Below are 19,095 nucleotides of genomic sequence, written 5' to 3'. Positions count from 1 at the left end.
CGATCAATTCTTTCCGCGTTGCCATGCTCATCTTCCTCATCGTTCCCTCCCGACCGTTGCCGGGAGCATTCTAGATGAGGCAACGGCCTGTCACTCAGGAGCAAAAAGGGTGAGGCAATGCGGACGTGGGCGACATAGCCACGCCCGGCTTCCTCGGTGCGGGCGAGGATGCGGTCGCCGATGGTCAGAGCGCCGCGTTTGCCGCGCTCCAGCACGCGCAGGCGGGGGGCGGGCTGGCCTTCGGCTTCCCACCGTTCGGGGGTGGCGATCAAAGTCGTGTCATCGACATCGATGATGCGCAGCACCGTGACCTTCGGCACGCCGCCCATCTTGTGGAAAGCGCGGGCGGGACCAAGATCGATCAGCCCTTCGTCGGCCATATCCTTGAGCAACGCCTTGAGCGCGATCTTTTCCTGCCCCTTGAGGCCGAACGCCTTGGCGATCTCGCGCTTGCCGGCGGGCTGGTCGGAACTGGTGATGAAGTCCACAATCTCGTCGCGGGTCGGGAAGCCGGCCGGCCGGACCTTGCTATGGGCTGACGTGCGCGCAGAGGCGGATGCTTTGTTCTTGGGGGTCGATGCCATGGACCAGCTATAGGGAGCCGGTGCGGCCGATGCCAGCGCTATGGCGGGGCATAGGAGCGCGGTCGGCGAGTGTCGCCGTCGTCGTCGCCGCGTTACGCCGCCAGCTTCCGCGCCCTCTCCCGCCAGGCTTCGGCCAGCAGCGGCATGTCTGCGAGCGTGCGGACCGCGCCGGGATCGCTTTTGTGGCCGCCGGCGATCAGCAATCGGAATATCCGCGCGATACTCCATTCGGCCAAGGGGCGTTCGAGCAGTTCCATGCGCGTGCCGGATTCCGCCTCCCCCTGCCGGATGACGCGGAAGTAGAGGCCGCTGCGGGCGGTCTTGACGATGGTCGCCATGACGTCGCGCGCGCCGAAGCGATGGTCGAGCTTCCAGCAGGGCTGGCGGCCGTGACTCACCTCCACAATCGCGCTGCCGAGCGAGAAACGATCGCCCAGGCAAATGTCCGCCTCCGTCATCCCGCGCGATGCGATATTTTCGCCGAATGCGCCGGGCGCATCGAGCAGCGACTGGTCGGGCTTGCGCTCCCGCCACCAGCCATAATGATCCTGCGGGTAGAGGTGGATCGCCTTGTCCCAGCCGCCATGATGGATGGGGTCCGCGACGGCATCGCGTTCGAAACCGTCCCAGGTGATGCGCACCGGGCCGGCGACCGGCTGCTTGGCTATGGCGCTATAATCGCCGTCGCGAAAGGGCGCGGGCGTGCCGACAAGCAGCGCGTCTATGGTCATGAAAGGCGTCGTCATATCGACCATCATGCCATGATCGCAGGCGCGGCGCGATGGCCGGTTGAAGGTAAGAGGCGTTAACCGTTGCTCAGTTCCGACCGCAGTTTCAGCACTTCGCTGCCGCTGTCAGCGCGGATGAGATAGGCGGGATCGCGTGGCGAGCCGTTGCGGCGGATCAGCGATCCTTCGATGGTGCGCTCGACATGCCGGTCGAACCGTTCCGCAATCCGCCCCCGGCCGACGCCCTGTCCCCAGTTCCACTTGACCCGCGATCCTTTCCGGAAAGTCTCGGTCATAGGGGCATCCTCTCCATTTATGGGCGCATACCGCGCCGGCCGGTTTCTTCACGAACAATTGGCATAATTCCCAGTAACTTGACTGGTTCCATTGGGCATTTGCAACACCGTGAATTTATCTGGCAACGGCGCTATTCCGTCGATTGTCCGCGGTTTCGCGGCGGCCAGTTATGGTCTAAGGGGCGGCGATGGATGCTACCGGCCTGCGCGTTGCCCTGTTCAGCGGCAATTATAATTATGTGCGCGATGGTGCGAACCAGGCGCTCAATCGCTTCGTGACCTATTTGCTGCGGCAAGGGGCGGCGGTGCGCGTCTATTCGCCGACCACGGCGACGCCCGCTTTCGATCCGGCCGGCGACCTGGTCAGCACGCCGTCATTTCCGGTGCCGGGGCGCACGGAATATCGCGTTCCCTATCGCATGTCAGCGCAGGTTCGCCGCGATTTGAAGGCGTTCGCGCCCAATGTCGTGCATCTGTCGAGCCCCGACCCGCTGGGCCATCGGGCGCTCAGCTGGGCGCGGGCGCGCGGGCTGCCGACCGTCGCGTCGGTGCACACGCGGTTCGAAACCTATCCACGCTATTATGGGCTGGCGTTTCTGGAGCCGCTGATCGAATCGATCCTGCGCCGCTTCTATCGCCGCTGCGACGCCATCGTCGCGCCGTCCGAATCGATGGCGCAGTTGCTGCGCGACCAGCGGATGAACTATGATGTCGGCATCTGGACTCGCGGCATCGACCGGGAGATTTTCCATCCCGGCCGCCGAGACCTGGACTGGCGACGGTCGCTGGGCATTGCGGACGATGCGCCTGCAATCGGCTTCATCGGCCGGCTAGTGATGGAAAAGGGGCTGGACGTCTTTTCCGACGCGATCGACCAGCTCGCCGCGCGACAGGTGCAGCATAAGGTTCTGGTGGTAGGCGAAGGCCCGGCGCGCGAATGGTTCCAGAACCGCCTGCCCGATGCGGTTTTTACCGGGTTTCAGAAGGGGCAGGATCTGGGCCGGGCGGTCGCCAGCATGGATGTGCTGTTCAACCCGTCGGTCACCGAGACGTTCGGCAACGTCACGCTGGAAGCGATGGCGTGTGGCCTGCCCACGGTCGCAGCGCGGGCCACGGGTAGCGAGAGTCTGGTCACCGACGGCGTGACCGGGCGGCTGATCCGCCCCGGCGCGATCGGTGCCTTCGCCGATGCATTGCAAGCCTATTGCATCGATGACGGCGCGCGGCAGGCCGCTGGCGCGGCGGCGCAACAACGGGCGGAGCGTAATGGCTGGGATCAGGTCAACCAGGCGCTGGTCGACACCTATCTGCGCGTCATCCGCCAGCGCGCCCAGGGGCTGGCGCCGCGATCCAGCCCGGTTCCATAATCTGTCCCACACCCTATATCGGTAGCAATGGCCGACCTTTTCGCTTCCGATGACCTGCCCGGTGACGGGCCGGCGGATACCGCCCCGCTCGCCGACCGGCTGCGTCCGCGCACCCTGGCCGATGTGGTCGGGCAGGAACATCTGACCGGGCCGGATGGCGCGATCGGCCGGATGGTGGCGGCGGGGCGGCTGTCTTCGATCATCCTGTGGGGGCCGCCCGGCACCGGCAAGACGACGACGGCGCGGCTGCTGGCCGATGCGGTGGGGATGCGCTTTGCGCCGATATCGGCAGTATTTTCCGGCGTTGCTGACCTCAAGAAGCTGTTTGCAAGCGCCAAAGACCATGCCCGGCGCGGCGAAAAGACATTATTGTTCGTGGACGAAATCCACCGCTTCAATCGGGCGCAGCAGGACGGCTTCCTGCCCTTCGTTGAGGATGGCACAGTCACGCTCGTTGGGGCGACGACCGAAAATCCCAGCTTCGAGCTGAACGCGGCGTTGCTATCGCGGGCGCAGGTGTTGATCCTGCGGCGGTTGGATGCGGCCGCGCTGGAGCAGCTCCTCGACCGGGCTGAAGCACTCACCGAGCGGCCGGTGCCGATCGACGCGGCCGCGCGCGAGGCTCTGGTGGCGAGCGCGGATGGCGACGGGCGTTTTTTGCTGAACCAAGTGGAGACGCTCTATTCGATCGACCTGCCGCAGCCGCTGGATGCGGCGGGCCTGTCCGCCCTGCTCCACCGCCGCGTCGCGGTGTACGACAAGGATCGGGAGGGGCATTATAACCTCATCTCCGCGCTGCATAAGTCGCTGCGCGGATCGGACCCGCAGGCGGCGCTCTACTATCTGGCGCGGATGCTGACGGCGGGGGAAGAGCCGCTTTATGTGTTGCGCCGGCTGGTGCGCTTCGCGACCGAGGATATCGGCCTCGCCGATCCGCAGGCGGTGGTCCAGTGCCTGGCCGCCAAGGACGCCTATGATTTTCTGGGATCGCCCGAAGGCGAACTGGCGATCGTGCAGGCGTGCCTCTATTGCGCGACCGCGCCAAAATCCAACGCGGCCTATGCCGCGATGAAGGCGTCGTTCAAATCGGCGCGCGACACCGGATCGCTGATGCCGCCGATGAATATCGTCAATGCCCCCACCAAGCTGATGAAGCAGGTCGGCTACGGCAAGGGCTATCAATATGACCATGACGCAAGCGAGGGCTTTTCCGGAGCGAATTATTGGCCCGAGGAGATGACGCCGCAGACTTTCTACGCACCGACCGATCGCGGGTTCGAAGCGCGGATCGCCGAGCGGATCGCCCATTGGGACCGGTTGCGGGCGGAGCGAGCGGGCGGGTGACGCGGTTTGCGCGGTTCGTCGCGATCGATTGGTCGGGTGCCAAGGGCGCGCGACACAAGGGGATTGCGGTCGCGCTGTGCGAGGCGGGCGACGCCGTTCCGCAGTTGGTGGCAGCGCCAAGCAGTATCTGGTCGCGGCAGGCGGTCGCCGACTGGCTGGTCGATGCCGGGCGGCAGGCCCCTACCCTGTTCGGCTTCGACTTCAGCTTTGCGCCGCCGTTCGTGGCCCGAGGCGGCTATCTGCCCGGCGATCCCGTGCCGGAAGATGGCCCTGCTTTCTGGGCCTATGTCGATACGATTTGCGAGGATGTCGATCTGGGGGCGGCCAGCCTGCTGGAGGTTGCACATCGCCGCCATTTCTATTTCGGCAAGGCCGACGGGGTGAAGGCCGCGTTCATGCATAATCGTGTGTGCGAGGCGCTTTATAATGCCGGCGGCGGGGGCAAGCCTTCGACCGTCTATGACGCGATCGGCGCGGCGCAGGTCGCCAAGGCCAGCTTTGCTGGCATGCGGATGCTGCATCATCTGCGCGGCAAGCTACCGGTCTGGCCCTTCGATCCTTTGCCTGATGCAGGGTCTGTCGTGGTGGAAATCTATACCAGCATCGCCGCGCGCGCCGCCGGACGGCCCAAGGGGCGCAGCAAGATGCGCGATGCCGCGGCGCTGAACGATGCACTGGCGGCGCTGGGATCGGCGGCGCATGATGGCGCGATGCCGGACGACCATGGCGCGGACGCCATCGTCACCGCCGCATGGATGCGACGCACGGCGGCTGAGCCGGCCTTATGGACGCCCGCCATGCTGACGGCGCAGATAGCGCGTACTGAGGGCTGGACGTTTGGCGTCATCTGATAGTAAGGGCATGCCGTCGCAAAGGCGCGCCGGCTTAGCTCAGTTGGTAGAGCACCTGATTTGTAATCAGGGGGCCACGGGTTCGAATCCTGTAGCCGGCACCACCTTTTTAGCCTCAAGCGACGGCGCGGGCATCCGCCCGCTTGGCTGTCCTCGCATAAGCTCGGGCGGCCGTTCGGCCTTGCGAACCCTGACGGGTTCGACATCGCTCCTTCCGGGCGCATCATTTCTATCGTGCCATTGCACCATCGGCCGCCGCTGCCCCCAAACGCAAAATGGGGGCCGGCATTGCTGCCGGTCCCCATTTCCGTCGGGTCATGCGATCCGCGTCCCTTGCGGGATGCGATCATCGGCCCGGCGTATCCTGTGCGTCGTCCTCGGGCGAGGGCGGCCATACAGGCTTTGCTTCGGGTTCTAGGCCAAGGGCCGCCTTCCCGTTGCAGGCTGCTTGCTTCCGATGCCCGACGTTCACTTTCGCGCGTACCCGGCAATGGTCCCAAACACCCCGTCCGTCTGCCCGGCGCCATCCTTGCGAATCTTGCCTGCAAGCGAACTATCTAAACGGCATAAATCCCTGATTTCTCAGTGATTTTGGATATGGATCGCTCCGTTTCCGCCGTCTCGATAGCTGGATCGTCTCACCATCAGCGAGTCGCTCCAAGCGAAATCGGACGGATGTGTGACGGCGCGGATCGCAAAGCTGTGGATAAGTTTCAGCCGGGCGGCGACCAGTCCGGCGGCGCGAGGGAAAAGCCCGCAAAATCAAAGCCTGGCGTGACGGTGCAACTGACCAGCGTCCATCCGCCCTGCGGCGTCGATGCCTGCCAATGATGGGCCGGCACCCAGCCTTGCGGCATCTGACCATCCAAGATATCCGGCCCCATCAGCAGATCGCGGGCCGGCTCGCCCGGCGCGGCGATCGACAGGATCAATGGCGCGCCGGCATGCCAGAACCAATGTTCGTCGGCGTCGACACGGTGCCAATGGGACCGTTCATGCGCTTCCAACAGGAACAATATCGCGGTGCCGCCAGCGCGCTGCCCAGGGGCAGAATCGGCCCGCCACGTCTCCCGATACCAGCCGCCTTCGGGATGCGCGGCAAGGCCAAGCCTATCGATCAGCGCACGCCCATCCCGCTCGTCGTCCGCCCGCATCTGTTCACCTCAAATTATATTGCCGTAGAAACAGTCGCTTAGATTGTTGCCTGACGTTCATGCAACCTCGATCAAGGTCAACGTGTTGAAGCGACAAATCACGCTATCGGAGGAGATACTCATGCGTAAAGCCCTACTCGCCCTGGCCGCCTTTTCGCTGGCCATTCCCATGTCAATGGCGGTGCCCACCGATGGTGCCCAGGCCCGTAAAAATTATCGGTACAAGGAATGGCGCGGTCGCGATGGCCGGACCTATTGCCGCAAGTCCAATGGCACGACTGGCCTGATCGTCGGCGGCGTGGGCGGCGCTCTGGTCGGCCGCGCGATCGATACCCGCGGCGATCGCGCGACCGGTACGATCCTGGGCGCAGCCGGTGGCGCGTTACTTGGCAAGTCGATCGACAGCAAGCGCAGCTGCCGCTGAGGCGCAAGAGCCGGCCGGAAACGGCTGGCTCTTTCCAACAGCTTTGTAGCCAACAAAAAAGGGACGGCATCCCGTCGGATGCCGTCCCTAAATTCTGATAAGCTCGAAGGCTTATTCCGTAGCGGCACCGCGCGCGTCTTCGACCTTGAAGGCGACCTGCTGGCCACCCGACACGCCCGAAACCTTGCCATTCTTGACGGCCAAGTTGAACGCGACGGCGTCGGGGAAGCGACGGCCGGAAATGACCTTGCCGGTCTTGGTGTCCTTCACCTGATACACGTAGGTATAGCCTTCGTGAGTGAAGCGCTGCTTGCCGGCTTCTTCAGCCTGGGCAGGGGCGGCGACGGCAACGATGGCGCTCAGGGCGCCGGTGACAATGAACTTCGACAGCATTCGCATGGGTAAACTCCTTGTGAATGCCGATCAAACACCTCTTGTTTTTTCTTGTTCTGTTGAGGGCGCTTCTATGTTGCAGCGCGGCAAAGCCACAATCGCAAAAAATGGCGCGCCAGTTGCATCATGTGCAATCGCGCCACGCCGCGCAGATCAAGCCTTTGACATTGCAACGATATGATCGAATTGCGCCTTGGTCAGTGGTGCCACAGACAGGCGCGATTGGCGCAGCATCACCATATCGGAGAGGGCCGAATCGCCCTTCATCGCCTTGAGTGATACCGGTTTGGCGAGTTTTTCATGCGGCGCGACATGAACCGCGATCCATTTGCCGCTGTCATCTGTGCTGTCGGGCGCGGCTTCTTCGACGATGGTCATGATGCCGACCGCCTCCAGCCCAATATTGCTGTGGTAAAACAACGCGCGATCGCCCTTGCGCATCGCCCTCATATGGCCTTGCGCCGCATGGTTGCGCACCCCGTCCCATTCGGCCTTCGCCTTTTTGACCAGGTCGTCATAGGAAAAGACATCGGGTTCCGATTTCATCAGCCAATAGTTCATTTTGCCTCCTTGCAACAGCGTCCCGGCGCGATCAAGGATGCGTAATGCACGGGCCGCCCCATATGCAGGGCATGGCCCCGACAAACGATATTTGGAGATAAGACGTGTCGCAAGCGGTACTGGATCAGGTGCCTGTCCTGTCCATGGCGGAGATGAGCAAGGCGGATTTCGCCGAGGCGTTCGGCCGATCCTTTCAGCAATTCGGCTTCGCCATGGTGAAGGATCATGGCATGGACCAAGCGCTGGTCGATGACGGCTGGACCTTGGCGCAGCGCTTCTTTGCGCTGCCGGAAGAGGTGAAGCAGCGTTATAACGCCAAGGTGAATGGCGGGCAGCGCGGCTATACCGCGTTCGGCACCGAAATCGCGAAGGGCGCGAGCGAGAACGACCTGAAGGAATTCTGGCACGTCGGCCGCGACCTGCCTGAAGGCGATCCGCTGGCCGAAACCATGCCGCCCAATATCTGGCCCGATGACATGCCAGCGTTCGAACCCGTCTTCGCCAAACTCTATCGTGAGTTCGACCGGGTGGGCGCGGAATTGCTGTCGGCGATCGCCCTCTATCTCTGCCTGCCCGAACGCTGGTTCGACGGCCCGATCGACAATGGCAATTCGATCCTGCGGCTGCTCCATTATCCGCCGGTATCGGCGCAGGCACCGGGCATCCGTGCGGGCGCGCATGAGGATATCAACCTCATCACGCTGCTGCTAGGCGCGGAAGAAGGCGGGCTGGAGTTGAAGGATCGCAGCGGCAACTGGCTGCCGGTCGTGCCGCCACCGGGCGCACTGGCGATCAATGTGGGCGACATGTTGCAACGGTTGACCAACCATCTGCTGCCATCGACCAGCCATCGCGTGGTCAATCCGCCGCCGGAACGGCGCGGCCATTCGCGCTATTCCATGCCCTTCTTTCTACACCTGCGGCCCGACTTCATGATCGACGCGCTGCCGCAATGTGTGAGCGAGGCAAATCCGCGGCGCGATCCGCCGATCAGCGCGCATGATTATTTGACCGAGCGGCTGATCGAGATCGGGCTGATCAAGAAAGGGTGAATTGCGTGCTCCCTCCCGCGCGGGCGCACGCTGTTTCATTGCCCAGCGAGACTTATTTCCGGCCGCGGCCCAGGGTGATGCCGATTTCTTCGCCGCGTTCGGACAAAGCGAGCTTGACGATCTTTACCTCGACATGGCTGACCTTGTCGTCCTGCAGGAAGATGGTGTCGATGATATGGTCGGCCACCCCTTCGATCAGGGTGAAATGCACCCCTTCAGGTAGCGCAGTCGAGGCGGCGTGTTTCAGGTCCATATAGTTTTTGGACTGGCTGAGCGCGGTATCCGGCTCATAATGATCGGCGATTCGCAAGCGGGCGCGGATGGAGATGCGCAGCGGCTGGGGGAGATGCGTCTCCTCCGAATAGATGCCGGTCAGCACGTCGACATGGAGGTTGTTGACCTCCAGCGTCAGAAAATCGTCAAATCCAATATGCATAATTCGCCAACTTCAGGCCCATTCCGTGCCGTGCGGGCAGGCCAATTTGCTCTTTCATTTTGCAAAGCGAGCGCTAAAGCCCCGCTTCCGGCGCTGCCCCATGCGCCATTGATGGCGGATCGGCAAGACGTGTCTCACATTCTCCCTCTGGACAGCCAGCCCGATGCGGCGATCGAGCGGTTGCTCGATGCGGCGTTCGGCATCGACCGGCACGGACGCACCGCTTATGGCATCCGCGCGGGGATGCCGTGGTTGCCCGCCCTCTCCTTCGCCACCGTCGATGCCGATGGCGCGCTGATCGGATCGCTACAAAGCTGGCCGGTCGCGTTGCGCCAAGCCGATGGCAGGCAGATGCCGCTCATCATGGTAGGTCCGGTCGCAGTCGACCCGGCGCATCAATTTGGCGGCCATGGCCGGGCGATGATGGACGCGGTGGTGGCCGCCGCGCGCGCACAGAGCAGCGAGCCGCTGATGATGATCGGCGATCCTGAATATTATGGCCGCTTCTGGGGCTTCGTTGCGGACGGCACGGCCGGCTGGGATGCGCCCGGTCCGTTCGAGCCGCGCCGGTTGCTGGCGCTGTCGGTCGATGGCCGTCCGATCGGCGGCAACGGGATGCTCGGACCCAGAATCGCCGTCGCCGCCTGATTTGCCCTTTGCCTTCGGGCAAGAGGCTCCTATCTCCGCCCCATGCCCATGGAGCCCCTGCCCGACCTGTCCACCCTCTCGCTTGCCGACATTGCCCGGCTGGCCGCCGAAAAGCGCCTGCCGCCGGTCGAGAAATGGAATCCCGACCATTGCGGCGACAGCGAGATGCGGATCGCGCGCGACGGCACCTGGTTCCACCAGGGGTCGCCGATCGGCCGGGAGACGATGGTGCGCCTCTTCTCCTCCATATTGCGGCGCGAGCCGGACGGTAGCCATGTGCTGGTAACGCCGGTCGAGAAGTTGGACATCGCTGTGGAGGATGCCCCCTTCGTCGCGGTCGAACTGAAGAGCGAGGGCGAAGGCCGGGACCGCACGCTCGCTTTCCGAATCAAAAATGGCGATATCGTGACCGCTGGGCCAGCCCATGCGCTGATCCTGCGCGAGACGCCGGACGGCCCGCATCCCTATCTGCATGTGCGCGGCGGGATGGAGGCGCTGGTTGCGCGCAGCGTCTATTATGAATTGATGAACCTGGCGCTGGAGGAAGACGCCGATCGGATCGGCCTGTGGAGCGAGGGCGCTTTCTTCCCGCTGGACGGCGCGGCATGACGCTGGCGCAGCGGCTGCGCGCTGCGCTGGACGAGGGGCACAGGCGGGACGATCTGGCACCCAGCGACATGCGCGATCCGCGGATAGAGGGCGAGATCGTGCTGGCCCCCGCGGCCGTGCTGGTGGCGATCACCGACCGGCCGGAACCGGGCCTGATCCTGACCGAGCGATCATCGCGCCTGCGCAAACATGCGGGGCAAATCGCCTTTCCTGGCGGCCGGGTGGATGACAGCGACGCCGACGAAATCGCCGGCGCGCTGCGAGAGGCGCAGGAGGAGATCGCCCTGCCGCCCGACCAGGTACAGGTGATCGGGACGACCGACCGCTATCATACCTTCACCGGCTTCGACATCATCCCCGTGCTGGGCATCATTCCGCCGGATCTGCCGCTACGCGCGCAGGAAAGCGAAGTCGCCGACTGGTTCGAACTGCCGCTCGCCTATGCGCTCGACCCCGCGCGGCGGGTGCGCCATGCCGTCGAATTTGAAGGCAAGCAGCGGCATTATTACGAGATATATTGGGAAGGCCGCCGCATCTGGGGGATTACCGCCGCCATTCTCGCCAATCTTTCGCGCAGGCTGGGCCATGACCATGAAACTGCCTGATGCGCCATGGCGGCATCGTCCTGGGCTGGACGGCCTGTTCGCCGCGCTGGATACGGCGGAGGGCAAGGCGCGCTTCGTCGGCGGCGCGGTGCGCGACGGGCTGCTCGGCCTACCGGTCAACGATATCGACATCGCCACCACGCTGGACCCGCATGACGTCGTCGCCCGGCTGAAGCGCGCGGGGATCAAGGCGGTGCCGACCGGTATCGATCATGGCACTATCACCGCCGTCCTGCCCGACGGACAGGTAGAGATCACCACGTTGCGACGCGACGTCAGTACCGACGGGCGACGCGCGACCATCGCCTATACCGACGACTGGCAAGAGGATGCGGCGCGGCGCGACTTCACCATCAACGCCCTTTATGCCGATCCGCTGACCGGCGCGATCAGCGACTATTTCGACGGGATCGCGGATCTGGAGGCGCGGCGGCTGCGCTTCATCGGCGATGCGTCGGCGCGGATCGCAGAAGATCATCTACGCATATTGCGCTATTTCCGCTTCCTGGCGCGCTATGGCGACAACGAGTTGGACAGTAGTGCGTATGATGCGTGCGTCGCCGCGGCCAACAGCCTGATGGCGCTGTCGCGCGAACGGATAGCGGACGAATTGCTGAAATTGCTGGGTGTCGCTTCGCCGGTCCATGCGCTGCGGCTGATGGTCGAGGGCGGCATATTGCGCCCGGTGCTGCCGGAAGTGGATGCGGCCGGGGTCGAGCGCATCGACCGACTGATGGCGCGAGAGGCGGAGGCCGGGATCGGTGCGTCCGCGTTGCGGCGGCTGGCTGCGCTGTTGCCGGCCGACGTGGCACTGGCCGATGCAGTCGGTGCGCGGTTGAAGCTGTCGAACAAGGCGCGCAAGCGGCTGGTGGTAGCGCTGGAACCGGCGGCGGGGATCGAAAGTCCGCGCGCGCTCGCCCATAGGATCGGCGTCGAAGGCGCAATCGATCGGCTGCTGCTCGATCCGGACAAGCCGCTGGCGACACTCGAACAGTTGCGGGAATGGACCCCGCCTGCCCTGCCGATCGGCGGCGGAGCGTTGATCGCGCGCGGCCTGGCACCCGGCCCGGATGTGGCCAAGGCGTTGCGTGCGGTTCAGGATCAATGGGTGGCGGAAGATTTCCCCGACTCGAACCGCGTCGCAGGAATCGCGGATCAGATCGTCTCGAAATTCCAGCGCGCGCGCCAATAGTCGAAGGCTTCCGCTTCGGGCATCGGCTTGGCGAAATGATAGCCCTGCCCCTGCCAACAGCCCATCTGCTGCAAAGCAAGAGCAAGCGCCTGCGTCTCGATCCCTTCGGCCGTAACCTTGAGATTGAGTGATTCCGCGAGTGACAGGATCGTTCGGACGATCACCGCCTTGTCATGATCCTCCAGCATCGTGGACACGAAGCTGCGGTCGATCTTCAATATGTCGATCGGCAGGCTGTGCAGGCTCGCGAGGTTGGAGAAGCCGGTGCCGAAATCGTCCATCGCGATCGGCATCTGCAATCCCTTGAGCGCGACGAGCAGCTTTCGCGCCTTGTCGGGGTCCGCGATGATCGCGCTTTCGGTGAGTTCCGCCGTCAGCCGATGGCCGCTGATCCCGGCATAGCGCAAGGCTTCCTCGAACATCGAGGCGACATCGTCGCGCGCCATCTGGATCGGTGAGAGGTTGACGTTAACGCCTACGGGCAGCGGCTGGCCGAATTTTGCATCCCAGCGCGACAGAGCCTGAGCCGCCTCATAGGCCGCCCAGCGGCCCAGCGGCGTGATGAGTCCGCTTTCCTCCGCCACGGCGATGAACTCCACCGGGGGAACATGGCCCAATTCCTCGTCATTCCAGCGGGCCAACGCTTCGAAGCCGGTGATTTCGCCAGTCTGGAGATGGATGAGCGGCTGGTAAGCGAGCGTCAGCCCGCCCTGGGCCAATGCCTCCCGCAGACGGCTTTCGATCGAAAAGCGCCGCTGCGCTTCCTTGAGTACGCCATTGCGGTAGATTTCCACCTTGCCGCTGCGCTTGGCGATCTTCACCGCGGCCTGCGCCTTGCGCACGACGTCATCGGGATCATCGTCCAGGTTGAGCGAGAGGGCGCAGCCGATCGCGCAATCGACGCGGATTTGCAGATCGCTCAATCGGATCGGCGAGCTAAGCGCCTCCTTGATCCGCTGAACGATATGAAGAGCGTCAGACAAACCATTGTTAAGACGAGCGAAAATAGCGAAATCATTGCCGCCGATACGGGCCAGCACATCGCCCTGGCGCAAGCTGGATTTCAGGCGCTTGGCGACGGTGATCAACAATTCGTCGCCCGCCATTGGGCCGAGCGATTCATTGACCCGGCTGAAACGGCTAAGATCAATCGCGATGATGCCGAACTGGGCCTTGTCCGGCCATGCGAAATTAGCGAGACGATCGTCAATCTCTTCGCCAAAACCTGTGCGATTGGGCAGCGCAGTCAGGCCGTCCGACAGCAGTTCCCGACGGAGATTCTTTTCGATCGTCCGCTCGCCGGTGCGGTCGGTGGCGGTGAACAGATAATGTTCCGGACGCCCGTCGACCGCTGGCAGGCGGCCGATGGTGCACATGAAATATTCCGGCCCCAGCTTGCCGTCGCGGCGCAATTCGAAACTGTCCGAATCGCGTCCGGACCGGATGAAGCTGAGAACACGGTCACGCCAGGCCGCCGCCATCTTTGCGGCGGCGTCGGTCCGTTCGGATTGTGCCTGAAAGGCGGCGGCGAAGCGCGCATTCCCGCCAACCAGCGTTATTTCATTGTTTTCGTATGAGAATATGGCTGCAAGCTGCGGTAGGGCCGATAGCCAGTCTGGCATGTTGATGCCCGACGCCAGATGTGCGTCATCCCCCCCCTGCAAGGGGGTGGCGCTGGCCTTTTTGACCGGCAAATTGCGCACCGACGTCGATTCCATACCCCCGCTGTATCGAGAAGGAGTAAATTTTCGGGAAACACTGACGACCGAATGGACGGAAGTTAGACTAAAGGCGAAATGCCTGAAATCAGAAGCGATTATCGCGCGGAAAACCCGTCGGCGGCATACGCCCGGCCGCGCCGCGCGCGACCTTCCACGGCAACATGTCGCTTTCCGTCCGGGTGCGCCCCGACTCGCCGCCCATGGTCCAGCTAAGCCCGTCGGACAGGCGGAAAGCGATCGCGTCGGACAGGCCGCCGTCGCGATAGCGTTGCATCTGCACGCCCTGCCCGCGCGTCATTTTCGGCATTTCCGTCAGGGGGAAGACGAGCAGTTTGCGGTTCTCGCCGATTATGGCGATGCTGTCCGCCTCTGCCGGGATCGGGCGGATGATGCTCAGCTTCGCACCGGCGCGGACGTTGACCACCTGCTTGCCCTTGCGGGTTTCGGCGATCAGCTCGGCCGTGGCGGCGACGAAACCCCGGCCATCGGATGAGGCCAGAAGCAGGTCCGTACCAGCGCGCGCCGGCATGAAGGCGACGATCGCGCCTTCATTATCCATATCGACCAGCGAACGCACCGGATCGCCAAAACCGCGACCGCCCGGCAATTTGTCCGACGCCAGCGTGTAGATGCGCCCGGTCGAGGTCGCCAGCAGCAGCTTGTCGGTAGTGTGGGCGTGGAACGCATAATGCGGGCCGTCGCCTTCCTTGAATTTCAGCGTGTCGGCCGCGGCAAGATCGCGATGACCGCTCATCGCCCTGATCCAGCCGCGTTCGGACAGGATCACGGTGATGGGTTCGCGCTCGATCATCGCTTCCAACGGGATTTCACGCGCCAGCGCTGCTTCTTCGACCAGGGTGCGGCGGCGGCCAAGGTTGGTTTCCGGGCCATAGCGCTTGCGCAGCGCCGCAAGGTCACGCTTCAGGCGGGTGCGTTGGCGAGCCGGGCTTTCGACCAGCTTCTCCAGTTCCTCCTTTTCCTTGACCAGTTCGGCATGTTCGCGCCGCAATTCCATCTCCTCCAGCTTGCGCAGCGAGCGCAGCCGCATGTTGAGGATGGCCTCGACCTGGCGGTCGTTAAGGGCAAATTCGTCCATCATCACCGTCTTTGGTTCATCCTCGGTGCGGATGATTTCGATCACCCGGTCGAGGTTGAGATAGGCGATGATATAGCCGTCGAGCAGTTCCAGCCGGCCGGCGATCTTTTCCAGCCGATGCTGGGCACGGCGGACCAGCACGTCGATCTGGTGCTTGAGCCATTCGATCAGCAACGGTCGCAGGCCCAGCACGCGCGGGGTGCGGCTGGCGTCGAGGACGTTGAGGTTCAGCGGGAAACGGTTTTCCAGATCGGTCAACCGGAACAGGCTGTCCATGAGCATCTGCGGATCGACGGTACGTGCCCGCGGTTCGATGACGATGCGGATTTCGGTGTCGCTCTCGTCGCGCACGTCGGCCAGGATGGGCAGCTTGCGGTCGTTGATGAGCGCTGCGATCTGCTCGATCAGCTTCGACTTCTGCACCTGATAGGGAATTTCGGTCACGACCGCGATCCAGGTGCCGCGCCCGCCCTCTTCCTTATGCCAGCGCGCCCGCGTGCGGAATGCACCGCGTCCGGTGACATAGGCTTCGGAGATGATCGCGGCATTGTCCACCAGCACGCCGCCAGTGGGGAAGTCCGGCCCCTTCACCACTTGCATCAAGGCGGCATGATCGGTGTCGGGATCGTCGATCAGCAGGCCCGCCGCGTCGATCAGTTCGGTGACATTGTGCGGCGGGATGCTGGTTGCCATGCCGACCGCGATGCCGGTGGCGCCATTGGCGAGCAGATTGGGGAACAGGCCGGGAAAAACCTCCGGCTCCTCATCCTCGCCATTATAGGTGGGGCGATAATCGACCGTGCCTTCGTCAAGGCCCGCCATCAGATCGGCAGCGGCCTGGGTCAGGCGCGCTTCGGTGTACCGCATGGCCGCCGCGTTATCGCCGTCGATATTGCCGAAATTGCCTTGCCCGTCGACCAGCGGCGTGCGCAGCGAAAATTCCTGCGCCAGTCGCACCATGGCGTCGTAGACCGACTGGTCGCCATGGGGGTGATATTTGCCGATGACGTCGCCCACGACGCGGGCGCACTTCTTGTAACTGGTGGTGTTGCGCGCAGGGTTGGCGACCAGCACGTCCGGGGATGCGCCGCCCGGCTCCATCTTGAGCAGGCGCATCGCCCAGAGCAGGCGGCGATGCACCGGTTTCAGCCCATCGCGCAGGTCGGGCAGCGAGCGGGCGGTGATGGTGGACAGCGCGTAGACGAGGTAGCGTTGCGAGAGCGCTTCGTCGAAAGGGTGGTCCCTGATGGCGTCGAACGGGTCGCTAAAATCGGTCATCGCAGGTCGGATAGCAGGACGGGCACGAAACGGAAACGGATTTGGTCAGAAGCCGGTCAGAAGCATGTCGAGGGCCTTGGAAATGTCATAATCCTGATCCCGAAGAGACAGGACAATATTGCCGAGTGACCGCGCAGGCACCGCGCCGGAAAATTGCGTCATCATGACCAATCGCCGCCCATCGACATCGAATTGCGGATTGAGGCGTGCCATCGGCGTTCCGACATCATCGAGCGGGACCAAGGGCACCGCGAAACGGGTCGTCAGATGGTCCAGCAAATCAGATTGGCAATCCAGAACATAAGCGCCATCAGGCAGGCGATGCACGCAGAAACGCGCCATTAGAATTGCCGGTATTTTTCAAGCGGCAATCCATGTTTTTCAACATAGGCGTTGGAGGCAGCGATGCCGGCGGCATTGTCTTCTTTCCAGCGCCGCCCGCGCTCTGCCGCAATTTCGCTGCGCAATGCCTCTTCGCACGCACGGGACAGGTTGATGCCCAATTCTTTCGCATCGGCCACCAAATCAACATCCAACGACAGATTCGTCGCCTTGCGCGTAGCGATCCGCTTATGCCTGGTCATCACAAACTCCTGCATCCATCATGCGTACAAATATACGCATGACGCATCAGCGCGGCAAGTATCGTCCTTCGGGATCTGCGGCGATCTCGGCGGCGAATGCCGCCACGATCCAGTCGCGAAAGGCCTTCACCTTGGGCGTGTTGCGGGCATGGGGCGGATAGACCACCCAATAGCTGGCGATTTCGCGGACATAGGAGGGCACCGCTTCGACCAGCAGGCCGGATTCGATCTCCATCTTCCACAGGAAATGGTTGAGGATGGCGACGCCCTGTCCGCCGATCGCGGCGCGGCCCTCCATGACCTGGCTGTCGAGCGCAATGCCAGGCGGGCCATCGGCGGGATCGGCCTCCACCGCCATCGCGGCGAACCATTCATGCCACCACATGTCGTCGGGCGACAGGCGTGGCAGGGCATGGAGGGCCTCCGCACCGGCGATGGGACCGTGCCGGTCCAGCCAGGCCGGGCTGCACATCGGCACGAGGCGGTTGTGGGTCAGCAATGTCGCCTCCAGCCCCGGCCATTGTCCCTTCCCGCCACGGATCGCCAGGTCCACGCCGTCGCGCGCGAGATCGACTACGCCGTCCTCCGCCTGTATGCGCACGGCCAATTGCGGATGGCGCATCTGGAAGGCGCCGATCTTGGGCGCGAGCCAAAGGTGCGCGAAGCTGTTGGTGCAACTGATCGTCAGCACGGCCGAATGATCCTGTGTCAGAGCGGCGAAGCCCTGGCGCATCTGATCGAAGGCGCGGGTCAGGACGGGCGCGATGTCGCGCCCCTTGTCGGTCAGTACGACCTTTCGCCCGATGCGCTGGAACAGGCTGAGGCCCAGTCGCTCCTCCAACAGCTTCACCTGATAACTGACAGCGGCCTGGGTCATCCCCAATTCCAGCGCGGCGGCGGTGAAATTTTCGCGGCGGGCCGCCGCCTCGAACACGCGGATGGCGGACAGGGGCGGCAGGATCGACATAGCCTTATCAATAAGCTGAGCTTATCTAAGACGTCCAGCCTTTTGTTGGCGACCGTAGCGGCAATCGGGCAGAGGCAACGGTGCGGACGGTCTTTCCGATCCGCCTCCCGCTTCAGGGAAAGGACCGCATCATGCGTGACGAATATGACGACCGGTTGCGGCATGACGGCCGCGCGCAGATCAACAGCGGCATCGACCGGTTGCTGGCTAGGATCATGCAGGCGTTCCGCGTTCTGCACATGATCCATTGGTCCGCACCCTGGGCGATCCATGAGCGCCGATGCCGTCACTGAGCCAGCCGCCGGCAAAATCGACCGGCGGCGGCAAATCGGGGGTTGCGGTTTCGGGCGGGAACGCCACTTTGCGCCCGTGTCCGAATCCGCATTTGCTCCCCTTCCCGCCCTTCCCCCTCCCCCAACGGCGTTGCTGAACGGCGCGGCACTGTTCCTCGATTTCGACGGAACGCTGGCACCGCTGGCCGAAACGCCCGACGCGGTGGATGTGGACGACGACCTGCTCTTGCTGCTGGCCCGGCTGCGCGATCAACTGGGTGGGCGGCTGGCGATCGTCAGCGGCCGATCGATCGCGACCCTGCGCGAGTTGGGTTTTGGCGACTTCCTGCTGTCCGGCACGCATGGCCTGGAGTTCGCCCGGCCCGGTGCGGCTGTGGACGCCCCGCCCCGCCTGCCCGCGATCGATGCGGTGGAGGCCGCCTTCAACGCCTTTGTCGAGGGCAAGCCTGGCCTGCTGGTCGAGCGCAAGTCCATCAGCGTGGGGCTGCATTTCCGCGGCGCGCCGATATGGGACGAGGAGGCGGGCCAATTGGCGAAGGCTCTGGCGGATGCGCATGGCCTGGCGCTCCAGCGCGGCAAGATGCTGTATGAATTGCGCCCCGGCGGCGCGGACAAGGGCAGCGCCCTCCTTGCCCTGATGCAGACTGCGCCGATGGCGGGGGGCGTGCCAGTGTTCATCGGTGACGACGTGACCGACGAGGAAGGCTTTGCCGCCGCCGCCGAACTGGGCGGCGCGGGCATATTGGTCGGGGCGCCGCGACCGACATTGGCCGCATTCTGTTTGGAACAGGTTGCCGCCGTCAGGCATTATCTGGCGGAGGGGGTCGCCGGATAGAATTTTCGGCGTCCCTTGTCGTGAGCAACGAAAGGGGCAGACCGATCCAAGCACAGCAGCAATCCACCTTTGGCCAA

At 63.7% G+C, this 19,095-nt stretch carries 22 protein-coding genes, 1 tRNA gene and 1 pseudogene; 12 read left to right on the top strand and 12 right to left on the bottom strand.

What is annotated here, in order from left to right:
- The 3 genes and pseudogenes from HHL08_RS21150 to HHL08_RS21140 form a co-directional block, all read right to left on the bottom strand.
- Positions 1–584: pseudogene (locus HHL08_RS21150) on the bottom strand (hypothetical protein); the annotation flags it as partial.
- 92 nt (positions 585–676) lie between these two features.
- Positions 677–1,330: an MOSC domain-containing protein gene (locus tag HHL08_RS21145; RefSeq protein WP_169574935.1), complete on the bottom strand. Its 654-nt coding sequence runs from the start codon at positions 1,328–1,330 to the stop codon at positions 677–679.
- Positions 1,331–1,389: 59 nt separating this feature from the next.
- The gene (locus HHL08_RS21140; protein WP_169574934.1) at positions 1,390–1,608 is read right to left on the bottom strand and encodes a hypervirulence associated TUDOR domain-containing protein; all 219 of its coding nucleotides are present in this window, start codon (positions 1,606–1,608) and stop codon (positions 1,390–1,392) included.
- Between the two features lie 188 nt (positions 1,609–1,796).
- Here HHL08_RS21140 and HHL08_RS21135 point away from each other — a divergent pair, with 188 nt between their 5' ends.
- From HHL08_RS21135 to HHL08_RS21120, 4 genes are all read left to right on the top strand, one after another.
- Positions 1,797–2,975, top strand: coding sequence for a glycosyltransferase family 4 protein (locus HHL08_RS21135; RefSeq protein WP_169574933.1), 1,179 nt, complete (start codon positions 1,797–1,799; stop codon positions 2,973–2,975).
- 27 nt (positions 2,976–3,002) lie between these two features.
- Positions 3,003–4,319 (top strand): replication-associated recombination protein A, encoded by a 1,317-nt coding sequence (locus tag HHL08_RS21130; RefSeq protein ID WP_169574932.1) that lies wholly within the window; start codon positions 3,003–3,005, stop codon positions 4,317–4,319.
- Positions 4,316–5,170, top strand: coding sequence for a hypothetical protein (locus HHL08_RS21125; protein ID WP_328804717.1), 855 nt, complete (start codon positions 4,316–4,318; stop codon positions 5,168–5,170). The genes HHL08_RS21130 and HHL08_RS21125 overlap by 4 nt, the downstream gene beginning before the upstream one ends.
- 28 nt (positions 5,171–5,198) lie before the next feature.
- Positions 5,199–5,274 (top strand) — tRNA-Thr (locus HHL08_RS21120).
- A 609-nt stretch (positions 5,275–5,883) separates the two neighbouring features.
- On the opposite strand, the gene HHL08_RS21115 is transcribed toward HHL08_RS21120, so the two are convergent.
- The gene (locus HHL08_RS21115; protein ID WP_169574930.1) at positions 5,884–6,324 is read right to left on the bottom strand and encodes a cupin domain-containing protein; all 441 of its coding nucleotides are present in this window, start codon (positions 6,322–6,324) and stop codon (positions 5,884–5,886) included.
- A 121-nt stretch (positions 6,325–6,445) separates the two neighbouring features.
- Here HHL08_RS21115 and HHL08_RS21110 point away from each other — a divergent pair, with 121 nt between their 5' ends.
- Positions 6,446–6,748 carry a glycine zipper 2TM domain-containing protein gene (locus HHL08_RS21110; protein WP_169574929.1) on the top strand — a complete coding sequence of 101 codons (303 nt, stop codon included), beginning with the start codon at positions 6,446–6,448 and terminating at the stop codon, positions 6,746–6,748.
- Between the two features lie 111 nt (positions 6,749–6,859).
- Here the strand turns inward: HHL08_RS21110 and HHL08_RS21105 are convergent, their stop codons facing one another.
- Together HHL08_RS21105 and HHL08_RS21100 are read right to left on the bottom strand one after the other, a co-directional pair.
- A complete protein-coding gene (locus HHL08_RS21105; RefSeq protein ID WP_169574944.1) occupies positions 6,860–7,141 on the bottom strand; it encodes a hypothetical protein in 282 nt (93 codons plus the stop codon).
- A gap of 153 nt (positions 7,142–7,294) precedes the next feature.
- On the bottom strand, positions 7,295–7,702 hold the full coding sequence (locus tag HHL08_RS21100; RefSeq protein WP_169574928.1) for an EVE domain-containing protein: 408 nt from the start codon (positions 7,700–7,702) through the stop codon (positions 7,295–7,297).
- Positions 7,703–7,806: 104 nt separating this feature from the next.
- Between HHL08_RS21100 and HHL08_RS21095 the strand changes: the two genes are divergently transcribed.
- The gene (locus HHL08_RS21095; protein WP_169574927.1) at positions 7,807–8,754 is read left to right on the top strand and encodes an isopenicillin N synthase family dioxygenase; all 948 of its coding nucleotides are present in this window, start codon (positions 7,807–7,809) and stop codon (positions 8,752–8,754) included.
- A gap of 52 nt (positions 8,755–8,806) precedes the next feature.
- Here the strand turns inward: HHL08_RS21095 and HHL08_RS21090 are convergent, their stop codons facing one another.
- Positions 8,807–9,190, bottom strand: coding sequence for a dihydroneopterin aldolase (locus HHL08_RS21090; RefSeq protein WP_169574926.1), 384 nt, complete (start codon positions 9,188–9,190; stop codon positions 8,807–8,809).
- Positions 9,191–9,301: 111 nt separating this feature from the next.
- Between HHL08_RS21090 and HHL08_RS21085 the strand changes: the two genes are divergently transcribed.
- Genes HHL08_RS21085 through HHL08_RS21070 form a run of 4 tightly spaced genes read left to right on the top strand, consistent with a single transcriptional unit; the run spans position 9,302 to position 12,244 of the window.
- On the top strand, positions 9,302–9,838 hold the full coding sequence (locus HHL08_RS21085) for a GNAT family N-acetyltransferase (protein WP_206378022.1): 537 nt from the start codon (positions 9,302–9,304) through the stop codon (positions 9,836–9,838).
- A 42-nt stretch (positions 9,839–9,880) separates the two neighbouring features.
- Positions 9,881–10,447 carry a DUF1285 domain-containing protein gene (locus HHL08_RS21080; RefSeq protein ID WP_169574925.1) on the top strand — a complete coding sequence of 189 codons (567 nt, stop codon included), beginning with the start codon at positions 9,881–9,883 and terminating at the stop codon, positions 10,445–10,447.
- Entirely contained in the window at positions 10,444–11,052 is a 609-nt protein-coding gene (locus tag HHL08_RS21075; RefSeq protein ID WP_169574924.1) for a CoA pyrophosphatase, read from the top strand. Before HHL08_RS21080 ends, HHL08_RS21075 begins: the two co-directional genes overlap by 4 nt.
- The gene (locus tag HHL08_RS21070) at positions 11,033–12,244 is read left to right on the top strand and encodes a CCA tRNA nucleotidyltransferase (protein WP_169574923.1); all 1,212 of its coding nucleotides are present in this window, start codon (positions 11,033–11,035) and stop codon (positions 12,242–12,244) included. Before HHL08_RS21075 ends, HHL08_RS21070 begins: the two co-directional genes overlap by 20 nt.
- On the opposite strand, the gene HHL08_RS21065 is transcribed toward HHL08_RS21070, so the two are convergent.
- The 5 genes from HHL08_RS21065 to HHL08_RS21045 form a co-directional block, all read right to left on the bottom strand.
- The gene (locus HHL08_RS21065; protein ID WP_169574922.1) at positions 12,208–13,962 is read right to left on the bottom strand and encodes a putative bifunctional diguanylate cyclase/phosphodiesterase; all 1,755 of its coding nucleotides are present in this window, start codon (positions 13,960–13,962) and stop codon (positions 12,208–12,210) included. The two genes, HHL08_RS21070 and HHL08_RS21065, sit on opposite strands and share 37 nt — an antisense overlap.
- A gap of 88 nt (positions 13,963–14,050) precedes the next feature.
- Complete coding sequence (gene parC, locus HHL08_RS21060; RefSeq protein WP_169574921.1) at positions 14,051–16,339, bottom strand: DNA topoisomerase IV subunit A; 2,289 nt, start codon at positions 16,337–16,339, stop codon at positions 14,051–14,053.
- Between the two features lie 45 nt (positions 16,340–16,384).
- Positions 16,385–16,681 carry a CcdB family protein gene (locus HHL08_RS21055; protein ID WP_169574920.1) on the bottom strand — a complete coding sequence of 99 codons (297 nt, stop codon included), beginning with the start codon at positions 16,679–16,681 and terminating at the stop codon, positions 16,385–16,387.
- Positions 16,681–16,923 (bottom strand): type II toxin-antitoxin system CcdA family antitoxin, encoded by a 243-nt coding sequence (locus tag HHL08_RS21050; protein ID WP_169574919.1) that lies wholly within the window; start codon positions 16,921–16,923, stop codon positions 16,681–16,683. The genes HHL08_RS21055 and HHL08_RS21050 overlap by 1 nt, the downstream gene beginning before the upstream one ends.
- A gap of 46 nt (positions 16,924–16,969) precedes the next feature.
- Entirely contained in the window at positions 16,970–17,890 is a 921-nt protein-coding gene (locus tag HHL08_RS21045; RefSeq protein ID WP_206378020.1) for a LysR substrate-binding domain-containing protein, read from the bottom strand.
- A 131-nt stretch (positions 17,891–18,021) separates the two neighbouring features.
- Here HHL08_RS21045 and HHL08_RS21040 point away from each other — a divergent pair, with 131 nt between their 5' ends.
- Together HHL08_RS21040 and otsB are read left to right on the top strand one after the other, a co-directional pair.
- Positions 18,022–18,183: a hypothetical protein gene (locus tag HHL08_RS21040; protein ID WP_169574918.1), complete on the top strand. Its 162-nt coding sequence runs from the start codon at positions 18,022–18,024 to the stop codon at positions 18,181–18,183.
- Between the two features lie 130 nt (positions 18,184–18,313).
- A complete protein-coding gene (otsB, locus tag HHL08_RS21035; RefSeq protein WP_235955206.1) occupies positions 18,314–19,018 on the top strand; it encodes a trehalose-phosphatase in 705 nt (234 codons plus the stop codon).
- The last annotated feature ends 77 nt before the right edge of the window (positions 19,019–19,095 follow it).

Origin of the sequence: Sphingobium psychrophilum (assembly GCF_012927105.1) — a bacterium.
GTDB classification, from domain to species: Bacteria; Pseudomonadota; Alphaproteobacteria; order Sphingomonadales; family Sphingomonadaceae; genus Sphingobium; species Sphingobium psychrophilum.
This window is presented reverse-complemented; position numbering and strand designations above follow the sequence as displayed.